This window comes from Streptomyces sp. CC53, assembly GCF_001865245.1.
Taxonomy (GTDB): domain Bacteria; phylum Actinomycetota; class Actinomycetes; order Streptomycetales; family Streptomycetaceae; genus Streptomyces.
Genome location: NZ_MKXB01000036.1, coordinates 78,182 through 90,047, shown reverse-complemented (window position 1 = coordinate 90,047; position 11,866 = coordinate 78,182). Strand labels below are relative to the sequence as shown.

General features: G+C 70.2%; 8 protein-coding genes and 1 pseudogene. 4 read left to right on the top strand and 5 right to left on the bottom strand.

Annotated features, from left to right (window positions below):
• Positions 1-17 precede the first annotated feature (17 nt).
• The 4 genes and pseudogenes from BJP40_RS35180 to BJP40_RS03445 all read left to right on the top strand — a co-directional run.
• A complete protein-coding gene (locus BJP40_RS35180) occupies positions 18-596 on the top strand; it encodes a hypothetical protein (protein ID WP_256220616.1) in 579 nt (192 codons plus the stop codon).
• Positions 597-601: 5 nt separating this feature from the next.
• Positions 602-2,521 (top strand): TniQ family protein, encoded by a 1,920-nt coding sequence (locus tag BJP40_RS31315; protein WP_177204292.1) that lies wholly within the window; start codon positions 602-604, stop codon positions 2,519-2,521.
• A gap of 177 nt (positions 2,522-2,698) precedes the next feature.
• Positions 2,699-4,651 (top strand): TniQ family protein, encoded by a 1,953-nt coding sequence (locus BJP40_RS03450; protein WP_071278482.1) that lies wholly within the window; start codon positions 2,699-2,701, stop codon positions 4,649-4,651.
• A 170-nt stretch (positions 4,652-4,821) separates the two neighbouring features.
• A pseudogene (locus tag BJP40_RS03445) lies at positions 4,822-5,264 on the top strand (acyl-CoA dehydrogenase family protein); the annotation flags it as partial.
• On the opposite strand, the gene fxlM reads toward BJP40_RS03445, so the two are convergent.
• The 5 genes from fxlM to BJP40_RS03420 form a co-directional block, all read right to left on the bottom strand.
• On the bottom strand, positions 5,227-7,626 hold the full coding sequence (gene fxlM, locus BJP40_RS03440) for a methyltransferase, FxLD system (RefSeq protein ID WP_079170888.1): 2,400 nt from the start codon (positions 7,624-7,626) through the stop codon (positions 5,227-5,229). The pseudogene BJP40_RS03445 and the gene fxlM overlap by 38 nt on opposite strands.
• Before the next feature lie 32 nt (positions 7,627-7,658).
• The gene (locus BJP40_RS03435) at positions 7,659-9,038 is read right to left on the bottom strand and encodes a phosphotransferase (protein WP_071278481.1); all 1,380 of its coding nucleotides are present in this window, start codon (positions 9,036-9,038) and stop codon (positions 7,659-7,661) included.
• Complete coding sequence (locus BJP40_RS03430; RefSeq protein ID WP_071278479.1) at positions 9,035-9,886, bottom strand: class I SAM-dependent methyltransferase; 852 nt, start codon at positions 9,884-9,886, stop codon at positions 9,035-9,037. Before BJP40_RS03430 ends, BJP40_RS03435 begins: the two co-directional genes overlap by 4 nt.
• Positions 9,883-11,133 (bottom strand): protein-L-isoaspartate O-methyltransferase, encoded by a 1,251-nt coding sequence (locus tag BJP40_RS03425; RefSeq protein WP_256220614.1) that lies wholly within the window; start codon positions 11,131-11,133, stop codon positions 9,883-9,885. The genes BJP40_RS03430 and BJP40_RS03425 overlap by 4 nt, the downstream gene beginning before the upstream one ends.
• Positions 11,134-11,201: 68 nt before the next feature.
• The gene (locus BJP40_RS03420) at positions 11,202-11,582 is read right to left on the bottom strand and encodes a hypothetical protein (RefSeq protein WP_071278477.1); all 381 of its coding nucleotides are present in this window, start codon (positions 11,580-11,582) and stop codon (positions 11,202-11,204) included.
• Positions 11,583-11,866: the final 284 nt, after the last annotated feature.

The window sequence follows — 11,866 nt, the reverse complement described above, 5'->3', positions numbered from 1 at the left end:
TCCGCGAAATGATGAGCATGCCCGTCACCCTCATTCTCGTCGGCGTCGGAATCCCCACCTCCGGCCTGCTGCGCGAGGGCCGTCGCGACCCCAAGACCCTGGAATGGATCTACCAGCCGATCAAGGACCGCGGCCGCAGCCCGAACGATCACGCCGCCGGCCAGCACGAGCGGCGCTTCCAGATCGTCGACCTCGACCCGTTCCGCTACACCGACGGACCGGAGATGGCCGCCTGGCTGGATCACCTGGCCCGCCTGGAAGGGCACCTGCGGTTGCTGAACGACACCGAGGGGATGCTGACCCGAGGCGACATGCCCGAGTACCTGTTCAACCGCACCGGCGGCGTGGTCGGCGTACTGGAGAAGCTCATCCAGAACGGCTGCCGGCGGGCCATCGAGGACAAGAGCGAGCGGCTGACAAAGGAACTGTTCAACCAGTTCACTATCACCCCCGGCGACATGCCCGACCTGGACGCGGAGTCCGGCGAGCAGCCCAAGATCCCCCCGCACAAGCCCACCGACGGGAAGAAGAAGCCGAAGGGCCGCAACACCGTCTTCGACGATGACGGCCCCGCCGCAGCCGGCGAGGCGGGCTGACACAGGTGACCGCCCGGCCGCTGGCCCGCGCTCTGCGTCCGCTCCCCGAGGAATCACTGCCCGGCCTGCTCCTGCGGCTGGCGTACCGCACGGAACGCTCGCCCGCCAGGGTTGCACGCCTGTGCGGACTGATCCATCGCCAGAATCGGCTTCCCGGCGAGTACCTGTTCTCGCTGCCCGCCGATCGGATCGGGCCGTTTGCCACGGCCGCCCGCTTGAACGCGGAGGAGGCCAACGCCCTGACACTGTCGTCCTTTGCCGCCGTCTCCCCGCCCCTGGTATCGGTTCGGATGGACGGCAGCCGCAACACCACGGCCGTGCGGAAGTCGTGGGCTGCCAGCATGTCCAGCCGATACTGCGCCGCGTGCCTTTCCGGGGACGGAAGTCCCGTCCAGGCTCTCTACGGCGGTCCCTGGAAACTGCGCTGGCATCTTCCCGTCTCGTACGCCTGCAGCGTGCACCGCGCCCTACTCTCCCATACGTGCCCGAGTTGCGGCGGTACACCGAATCGGCCGACGAATACTGAGCGCCAAGGGCTGATCACTCATCGCACCACGAGCGGGCTGCACCCGGCCCAATGCCGACGTCTTATGCCTGATGCTCACGGCGCTCCGGCCGCTCCCTGCGCTGCCCGACTGGACCATGACCGCCGGGCCGAGCGCATGTCCGAGGCTGATCTATCCCTGCTGCTTGCCCTGCAGCACCGCATCGATCAGCGTCTGATAGGTGTTCGTTCCAGCGCCGACGCAGTCCAGCCCGTCTCGGATCCCCATTTCTTTCCCGATCTCATCGTTGCTGCACATCTCATCCGGCTCAGCTGGCCAGACGGTGCACGATATGCGTCCTCAACGTCGATGGCCGACCTGATCGACGGCCACGTCTCCTCAGCTGTCGCTCGCCGACGCACCCCTGAGCCCGACGAGCACACGCCCATCGTCTGGGATGTCCCCGAGGACCCGGCCGAGTGTGCGGCGGTGCTCGTTGCCGCCGACGGCCTCCTCGGTCGCGAGGAGCGTGATGACACTGGGATGACCGATCGCGTCCGGTCGCTCGCTGCGTCCGCGTTCCACCGTAATCCGGCCAACATCGGCGCCTCTTTGCGGCGCATGGACGTCTCCTCCGCGGTGGCGCGTGCTCTGCTGGGCCGCGCCCAGGGGTTCTACCGTGCCGGTGGCCACCGGCACGCGCGACAGAGCCTTCCCTCTCGCGAGAGCAGCTTCCGGGTCGGGCATGTGCCGGCTCTCCTGCCGCAGGAGTGGCTCTCCGCTCACTTCGGCGACCTGTTGTCCCACTGGACGCACCTCACCGACTGGAAGATGCGGCACCTGCGGCGTGTTTCAGCGCTCAAGCTCGCGGAGATGAGCGGCGGTGGCACCTGGCCTGATTGCGCGAAGACCCTCGGCATCCCGTGGAACACCGCACAGCAGTCCCTCAAAGTCATCAGGCGGGAGTTGCATTCACGGGCTCTGTGGCCGGACTTTGAACGGTCCGTCGAAAGTGTGGCCAGCCAATTGGACTGGGACGCCGATCGTGTTCACTACGGGCGACGCCGGGAGCTTCTTTCGTCCTGGCAGGTTCCGGCTGATGACTGGGCCGAACTGTGCCGCGGCCTCGAGCAGTTCCGCCAGGGGGCCACCTCTCCAACCCGTGGCACCGCGACCGTGCTGATCTGGGCTCAGGTCACCCAGGGCGATCACCTTCACAGCCCCGTGCTCGGCGCCCTGAGGGAATCGAACTGCAGCACCCAGCGCCTGGTCGGGTCGATCAACCAGCTCCGTACCCCAGCCAACCGCAAGGGTGGCAAACGCGAGCTCCTGCTCCGTCTCGAAACGTACTCCGACCTACTCGCTACCGCCTGCGACCGCCCCGTTGCCTCGCTCCAAGCTGGCAGCCTCGAGACCGGGGTACGCGCTGCGCGGGGCTGAGTGATCCAGAGACCAAGCCCCGACTGCATGACGTCCACCGTCGATACCCCCGGCCGTCGGACACCCTGCACCCCTGAACCACTCCAGAACGAGTGAATCCAGGGCATTGAGATCACGCCCTCCCCACCGCGCACTACGCTCTCGACGACCCTCACCCACAGCGCCGAGGTTGCCACCGTGACCGACGTACCCGACCGGCACCGCCGACTCGCCCGCAGCCTCGTCCCGTTACCGGAGGAGTCCCTGCCCGGCTTCCTCCTGCGGCTCGCACACCGCCTGGGTCGATCCCCCGGCAGAATCGCCGGCTTGTGCGGGCTGGCCGCGTACGAGCGTCGGCCCCCGGCCTATCACCTGATCGGCCTGCCTGATGACATCGCCGCCGCCTTCGCCGCCACCACGCGGCTGTCCTGGACAGAGGTCAATGACCTCACTCTTCGCCGTTATGCGGCCACTTACCCGGCGCTGGCGAAGGCTCAGGTGGATTCCAAGACCAACATGGTCGCCCAGCGGGAGTATTGGGCCTTCAATGCCAGCAGCCGGTACTGCCCTGAGTGCCTGAGCGGTGACCGCAGCGCCGTCCAGTCGGCCCACGGGGGGCCCTGGAAGCTGAGCTGGCACCTGCCAGTCGTCTTCGCCTGCCCCCTCCATCACCGCCTACTGGAAGTGGTCTGCCCCAAGTGCGGAAACGTGCTCGGCGGCACTACCCAGAATCGAGGCAGCCTGATCCGGCAGCCACAGCGCGACGACCTCCATCCCCTACAGTGCCGCAACCCGATGCCGGAGGGGTCCTCTGCCCCAGGACGCGTCGCCCACCAGGAAGCCTGCCGGGCCCGGCGGGACATGGCTCCGCAGACCAGCGGAAGCCACCTGTCCGCGGAGGAGCGAACTCGCATGATCACCTTGCAGGAACGCCTGGACCGATGGCTCGCACCAGGCTCCATCGAACCAGCCGAACCGGGTGCCGGAGAGCCGGGCGGTCCCTTCCCCGATCTCATCCTCGCAGCCCAGTTGATCAAGCTCAGCTGGCCTGCCGGCGCCGATCTCGCGCCCACACCCGCGACAGCCGCCCTCATCGACGCCCACGCCGCACCGATCACCGCGGCCCTGGACACCCCGAAGCCCATCACCAGCAAGTACCTGCGGATACCGGAACTGTGGCCGGCCCCGACGGACCCGGCAGCCTGCGGAGCCCTCCTTCTCGCTGCCGACACCCTCCTCAGCACTCACGAGTCCGCGTCGCTCCGAGAACGCGTCCAGCCACTCGTACAGGCGGCCTATGAACGTGCTCCGAAACGCGCCTATGCGATGCTCCGAGACGCGGAGATATCCGCGCCCCTGGCCCGCTCCCTCGTCAGGCGGCGCCGGATCTTCCACGCCGGCGGCAGCAGCCGCGGACCCGGCCGCCTGCGTGTCCCCTCGAGGGACTGCTGCTTCAGCCCCGAGGAAGTCCCTCAACTGCTGCCGCAAGCCTGGTTCGACGACCACCTCACTCACCTCATCGACCACATGCAGCAGGTCAACAGCTCGACCGTACGCCACCTGCGGCGAGCGGCGTCCCTGAAGTTGATGGAGATGACCGCCGGCGGCACCTGGGCTGAATGCGCCAAGACACTGGGCACGCTACGCGGCAGCGTCGTCAGTACCTTCGATGCACTCGGCCGGGCGATGCCCGGCAATCTGTGGGAGGAGTTCGAAGCCGGCGTCGAACGGATCGCTGCCGAACTCGACCGCAACCCCAACCGAGTCAACTACGCACGACGTCGTCAATCCATAGCCACCTGGCGGATGCCGGCGCCCGACTGGCCCGAACTATGCGACGGAATCCCCAAGCTCGGCCACCTGGCACGGCAAGAGCCTCACCTCGCCACGGTTCTCGTCTGGGCTGAGGTCACCCAGTCCGAGCACCTCAACTGCCCCCTCCTTGCCGCCCCGGCTCTTGGCGGACGGGACAGGAAGCAGCTGGTCGACCAGGTCGCCCAGTTCCTCACCCCGGCACACCAGAAGGCCGGACGCCTCGAGCTCCGCAGACGGCTCGACCTGTACGCAGTCCGCCTCGCCGTGCAATGCGACTCCGCGCCTGACAGCGCCTCCCGGCTCCTTCGGGCAGGGCACTTCGACAGCTTCAGCTGACCAGAGCGCAGTCGGCGAGGTATGAGACGCAGCGGATGCCCTCGTGAACTCTCATTGACGACCGAGCCCGGCCGAGGCGAGGTCGGGCTGAGCCGGGACGCGCTACCGGTACGGCGTCTTCGCAGCGAGTCGCCTCCGACTGGTCGCTCGGGTCGCCCGGCCCCGTGAAGGCCGCGATGAAGGCGTTTGGGGCCACGCGGCCGGCCGTCGGCGCGATGGCGCTCAGCATGGCCCGCGCCGCCTGCGAGCACGCCCTGGACTACGCACGCGAGCGGGAGCAGTTCAGCAGGAAGATCGGTGGCTTCCAGGTCATCGTCTTCAAGCTCGCCGATATGAAGACCCGGATCGACGCGTCTCGGCTGCTGGCATGGCGAGCGGGCTGGATGGCGCGCCAGGACAAGCCCTTCGCTCAGGCTGAAGGCTCCACGCCAACCAGACGGCCGTGCGTGTGACCGACGAGGCCATCCAGATCCTTGGAGGCCATGGCTACACGCGCGACTACCCCGTCAGGCGCATCAACCGCGACGCCAAAGTCTTCACCATCTTCGAAGGCGCCGGCGAGATCCGGCGTCCGGTCATCGGCCGCGCCTTGACCGGTCTACCGGTCCACTGACGGAAGCTTCGTCGCCTGGCCGGCAGACAGTGCCAACTATCCCGCTTTTGTGCCAACTAAAAAGCCTCGTCACAACCAGGCGGCAGTGCTCCTTGTCGAGGACGTGCCCGGCGGGCAGCAGATCGTCGGGTGTGTCGGCCGGGTGGACGGTCAGGAGCGGATCGGCGTGCTGGTCGTTGTCGTTGGCGCGGACGTGGCGGTCCCAGGCCCGGACTGTGGCCGCGAGCTGCTCGGCGAGCTGGGGTCCCTGCTCGCCGAAGGCGTGGACGACCCACTCCCATTCCTTGTCCTCGGGGAGCTCGCCGTGCCGGGTCTGGAGGTGCGTCAGATAGGCGAGCGAGGCGTCGCCGACGACGGCCGGTGCGTCCCGGTCCTCCGCGATGGCGGTGACACCCGAGTTCTGGTGGGCTGCCAGCCGGCAGAAGGCAGGCAGGGTGGTGGCCGCGTACAGCTGCAGGGAGCCGAAGTAGGAGTTCGCCGCCCCCATGGTGACGCCGGTGGCGATCTCGTGCCGCGGCCCGCGCAGCGCCTCCTCCAAGCCCGCCGTCTCGGCGGCGGTGCCGTGCTCGAAGCGGAGCGTCAGATCACCGTCGAGGAGACCGGCTACGGGAATGGTGCGGGCTTGCTGTCCTTGGTCCCGCACAAAGCCGCAGTACGTGAAGTGCCGGGCCTCCAGCACCTGCCCGCGCCGCTCGAAGGTGACTGCCCGGGTGTAGCCGCCGATCTCCAGCGGCAGGGCCAGGCGTCCACCCTCGGCCAGCTGCTCCCGCCAGGCCGGGGCGATGTCCCAGCAGTTGTAGGTGATCACGCTCGCGTCGAAGCCGCCGCGGGGCACAAGGTGGGCGGGTGCGCCGAAGGCTGCATCGGCCTCGACGACGGTGACGCGTCCGCTGCCGGCCTCCGCGGTGAACCGGCGGGTGCGGCGCACGACCCACGGGTCGATGTCGACGGTCACCACGCGGCCCTCGGGCCCGGCGACGTGGGCGATGAGTTCGGCGTTGTAGCCCCCGGATCCCGCCTCGAACACGATCGCGCCCGGCGTCAGGCACAGGTTCTCGATCATGTCGCCCTGGAGCCAGGCCGCGGACACCGAGCTGATCGCCGTCCCGGTCTCGTCGCGCCGGGTGATGACGGCCCGGTCGCTACCGTCGTACGCGGTCGCCAGGTTCACTTCCGGCGCGAAGCGGTGGCGAGGCACGGTCCGCAGCGCGTCCTGGACCGGCTCGGACCGGGCCCAGCCGCCGTCGATGACCGTCCCGGCCATCGCTTGGCGCAGCCGGACGGCTTCGGCCGGCTCACCTGGCACGGGCGGCTGGTCGACGGCGACGGGATAGGAGGCCGCCGGCGGCAGGTCGGGAATGACCCCGGGCCAGACGGCGTCCAGCGCCTGCGCGGCAGAAGTGAAGATGTCGCCGACGCAGGCGAGGGCGTGCAGATCATGCCACTCCCACCGGTCGAACAGCTTCGGCTCACGGTTGGCCAGGACTCCCGTCCAGGCGGCGATGCGGACGACCGCCGTGAGCCGGGGCACGCCGTGACTGTCGTCGACGAGCATCGTCACCACGTACGCGTCACCCGGCTCGGCGACCAGACCTGTCTCCTCGGCGAGTTCGCGCACCGCCGCGGCGGCGAAGTCCTCCGGGCCGCTGGTCTTGCCACCGGGCAGTTCGAACATGCCGCGCCTGGAACGGCCGAGCAGCACCCGGCCGGCATCGTCGGTGACGACGGCGAGAGCGCCGGTCAGGGCATGGCCCGTGGTCGGCCTCCTCTCGACCGCCCGGGCGTCGGTGTGGCAGGGGCCGCGCAGGACCAGGAAGGCCAGGCCGTCCGCGTCCAGCCGCTCAACCGTCTTCCAGCCGGCGGTCAGCGGGTCGATCTCGTCATCGTCCAGAGCGATTTCGCGCCGCTCCTCAGGCGTGTTCTCCACCACCGGTGTGATGACGACGAGAGCGCCGCCGTCCCGCAGCCGCTCACCCAACCCATGCAGGACACGACCACGGTCCATCAGGAACGGATACATCAGCCGCATGACGACCAGGTCATACCCCTCCGCGTCCAGCGGGGCCGGGTCGTCGCGCTCGATGTCCAGATGCAGCCAGCGCACGCCCTCGACGTCGGCATGCTCCTCGCGGGCCCGGGCGATCGCGCTGTCGGCGAAGTCGAGGGCGTCCACGGTGTAGCCGAGGGAGGCGAGGAAGACGCTCATTTCCCCAGTCCCGCATCCCACGTCGAGCGCCCGGCCCCCGCCGCCGGGGGCGGGGGCGTGCTCGGCGAGCAGCTCCCGCTCGCGCTCACCGACCTGCCGGAAGTTCTTGCCGTCGCTGTAGTGCTGTTCCCACTGATCGCGGGCGGTGTAAGCCAACGTGCTGCTCCTCGTACGTAGGTGCGGTGGGGTCAGGGGCGTTGGGCGGCACGGAGCCGCGCTAGGGTGCGGCGACCGCGCTCCACCAGCTCGGGGTCGCCGTGGGCGGCGCCGTAGGAGATGCCGGAGACGGAATCCAGGACGGACAGGACCGTGAACTGGGCCTCTTCGTCCGGGGTGAAAGGGCGGCCGTAGCCATCCGTTACGGCGGCCAGGAGGTCGGGGCGGCCGCGCCAGGCGTCGGACAGCCGCACGAAGTCCCTGATCGCCGGGCCTTCCTCCGCGCGCTCGAAATCGATCACGTACAGGACATCGGCGTCTTCGTCCCAGCGCAGATTGCGCAGCTGGAAGTCGCCGTGTGTGGGGACCGCCTCCAGGGCGGGCAGGCCGGCGGCCTTCTCGGTGGTGGTGCGGATGAACTCTTCATCCCCGGGCCCGAGGTGGGGCCGGGCTCCGTTCAGGTGCCGCTCCAGCTTCCCCAGAGGCAGGGCGTCGGAGGCCGGGCGCGGTGGGGCGCTGGTGTGGATGGCGGCTGCGAGCTGCCCGATGCGGTGGAAGATGTGGCGCTGCTGCTCGGGCGGATATGTGGCGCCGTGCAGGGAGCGGCCGCCCACCGCGGTGAGTACGACCGCCCGCAGCTGCGCGTCGGCGGCCACCAGGCGGGGCGTGGCCGGGCCGAGACCGGGCACCCAGCCGCGGAGCGCGGCGACTTCGCGTTGGTGGAAGCGGTCGCTCTGGTGGATCTTGACGTACCAGGTGCCGCCCTCGGAGCCGCTCGCCCGAAATACACGGCTCTCCTCTCGCGCCCAGGACATGTCCGTCCAGCTGGTGATCCGGCCCACCGCCCGCTCGGCGAAGGCGCGCACCTCCTGCGGGACCGTGCCGGGTCTGCCGGGTTCGGGGACCAGGACCAGCCGGTCGGCGTCCGGGGTGTAGGCGATCGGGTCGCCGGGCTCCTGGAAGTGCACGGCCATCCGCGCACCGGCCCGATAGCTATCCAGCCCAGCCCGGCAGTAGGCGACCATCGGCTCCGGGAGTGCGTCGAAGGAGAACCACTCCATGGCGTCGCACACCTGTCGCTCCATGACCTCCGGGGTGCCCTCCCAGCGCCTCACCTCGAAGAACACGCCGATGCGCGCGCCGCCGGCGGGGGAGCGGTGGTGCACAGTGACGGCCGCGCGGACGTCGGCCGGATCGACCACGACACCGGCCTCCTCGCGGGTTTCGCGCACCAGGGCCGTGACCATGTCCTCCCACGGACCGTCCAGATGCCCGGAGACGAGATGCCAGTAGCCGGCCGCGTATACGTCGCCGGCCCGCCGAGACAGCAGTACTTCGGGCCCGGCCGGGCTGTCGCGCAGGGCGATGAGGTGGACGTCGAGCGGCTCGGTGTGCCGCTGGGTGCCGGTCACGCGGCACCGCCGGGGCGGCGGGCGAGAAGCACGGTGAACTCTGCGTCCTCCTTCAGGACGCCGCCCCGGGCATGGGCCTTCAGGAGACCGAGCGCCTCGGCCTCGAACTCGTGGTGTCGTTCGGCGAAGAGGGCGGGGCGGGCGAAGCTCGTGGTGCGCAGGTAGCCGAGGACGTCCTCGGGTGTCCAGGCACGGGCGACGGGGAATCGGTGCTCGGCCACGTCGCTGAACGCCGAGTCGGCGACGTCCTCTTCGTAGGAGCGGCCCGGTCCGGCGTACGTTCCGCGGGTGCCCGCGCGCCGGTCGTCTCCGAGGTAGGTCTGGATCAGTCCCCGAAGGGCGACGGTCCATTCCGATTCGTGGGTCCACAGGCTGCCGTCTCCCATGATCGCCAAGGCGGCGTGCGGCGCGGCCTCCTGGTCCGCCATGGCCAGGACTTCCGGGCGGGACATCCAGTGGAAGGACCGGCAGCAGGTGATCAAGCTGGGTGCTCGGCCGGGCGCGGTAGGGGTGAAGGTGTGCGCTTCGCCGGTGAAGGTGTTCACGGTGCAGGTCCCGCGGACCGGGTCGAGCGCGGTGAGGGCCGTCTCGAGCATGTGCTGGTTCACGTCGACCAGATCGATATGAACCAGCCGGTGCAGAACGGGCAGCAGCGCGCGGGGCACCTGTCCGGTGCCGGTGCCGAGGTCCAGCAGGACGGGTTCGGGTACGCCGTGCTGCGTGGCGGCCAGGAGGTGGACTGCCGCGTCGGGTAGGCCGGGACGGTAGCGGGCGTAGTCGGCGGCCTCGGACCCGAACAGGGCATCGTCTGAGACCGCCCCAGCGGCCGGATGGTCGGGGCGGGTCATCGTGAATCTCCAGGAGTGCGCAGAAGTTGCCAGGTCAGGGCGCCGTTCGGGCTGGTGACCCGCTGGACGTCGTCGGTATCGAGGTGGATCCGGTAGGCGGCCGGTTCGCCGGCCTCCCGCCACCGGGCGGCGGCGTCCTGGATCTCCGCCCAGATGTCCCGGGGGCCGCAGGTCGTCACGTCCCACCGGCGGTGGCCGGCGGCTCGCACGCGCATCCACGACCTGCAGTGGGGCGCGCCGATTGTCAGGTCCTCGGCGCCGAAGTGGCGCACCAGCCCCGGGTACAGGGCGTCCAGGGCCAGCCACATGCCGCGCGCCGTGTCCGTCGGCGGCGCGAGCCGGGTGCGCTGCGTCCACCCGTCGGCGGTAGCGATCGTGTCGCGGAAGGAGGCGGACAGGAACAGCCGGTCGAAGCCGGCGCCGGCGCGGTGCCCGAACTCGACCGCGCGCAGTTCCGCCTCCACGGTCCCGTCCGGTCGTTTGTCGATCACGGCCAGGCCCGGCCACGACGGCGACGACGTCCCGAGCGTCATCAGCGCGCGCCCGCACGGCGCCAGCTGTTCCACCAGGGCTGTCGGTACGCGGTGGACGGCGAAGGAGACGAAGACCCGGTCGTACGGGCTCGCGTCGGGACAGCCTGCGGTGCCATCCCCGGTCACCGCAGTCGGCCGGTAACCGAGGGCGGACAGGCGCTCGCGGGCGGCAGCGGTGACGTGCGGGTCGATGTCGAGGGTGACGACCCGGTCGTGGCCGCACACGAAGCACGCCACCGCCGCGGTCACCCCGGCGCCGGTCCCGACGTCCAGCGCGCGCTGCCCGGGCCGCAGGTCCAGGAGCTGGAGCAGGTCTGCGGTCATGCCCATCGTGCTCGACATCGCGGTCATCACGCCCCCGCGGCGCGAGCCGACAGTACGGCCGAGGATCGGCTCGCCGTTGTGCTGGATCGCGACGCTGTCACCGCTGTGCAGCCGCTCCAGCAGCTCGCCCCGGTCGGCCAGGCGGGTCCAGTCCAGCAGATCCCAGCGCGGCGGGGTCTCGTCCGGGGCGCTGCGCCGTACATACGCCTGGGGCATCAGGACCTGGCGCGGCAGCGCGAGCAGGGCCTCGCGCACCGGCCCGGGGCGCAGCTCTCCGCTCTCCTCGAGCCGGGCGACCATCGCCGCCCGGGCGGCCGCGGCCCCGGAGGTGTCGCCGGCGGGCTGCGGCGGAAGGAAAGGCGCAGCGGACAGGGCGGGGTCACTGCGCACGGTGCCCTCTAGGGGCTCGGAGGGGGCAGGCACGGCAGAAGTCACCGGTGCGGCGCTCGGCACGTTGTTCACGTGGCATCTCCTCCGGGCGAGCGGTCGTGACGGTCGTCTTCTGTGCGGGCGGGCCTGGGCACGGCCGGAGGGGCCGTCCGCAGTACGAGCGGCGACGGCACGGGATCGCCGCCTGTCCCGGGCGCAGCGGGAGGCATCTCAGGCATCTGCCGCAGCGCGCGCAGCGGGGAGCGGGAGAGGACCCCGAGAGGGACGAGCAGCAGGAAGGTCCCGGCGGTCAGGGTGGGTCGCACCCCGATCCACGTGCCCAGGCCGCCAGCGAGCAGCGCGGCCACGGGGCGGGCGCCGGCCGTCAGCCACGTGCTCACGGCCTGCATCCGCGCCTGCATCCCGGCCGAGGTGATGATCTGACGAAAGGTGTTCTCCGCGATCTGCATGTCTCATGAGACGTTGGCGTTCCCTGGAAACTCGGAGCGGCCGGGCTCCTCAAGGATCGCGATGGGCTCGGGTGTGCGCAGAGGAATGAGACAGGTTGCACCCAGAAGTGCGGGCTGAGCGGTTCACCCCGAAGGGGGAAGGTCGATCGTCGCATCGCCGGCACGAGTGAGGCACAGTCTTCGAGCTCGGCCACAGGCAAGGGTGTCTACCCTGGTCGCTGCGGTGTGCCGAATGACGGCCGAAGTCGGCGGCTCGGCTTGGTTGCGGACATGAGACCGCCCCG

Bases quoted from the DNA above. Each gene is read 5' to 3' on its own strand.
- BJP40_RS35180 (WP_256220616.1), top strand. From the start codon at position 18: ATGCCCGTCACCCTCATTCTCGTCGGCGTCGGAATCCCCACCTCCGGC.
- BJP40_RS03430 (WP_071278479.1), bottom strand. From the start codon at position 9,886: ATGACCCGCCCCGACCATCCGGCCGCTGGGGCGGTCTCAGACGATGCC.
- BJP40_RS03420 (WP_071278477.1), bottom strand. From the start codon at position 11,582: ATGCAGATCGCGGAGAACACCTTTCGTCAGATCATCACCTCGGCCGGG.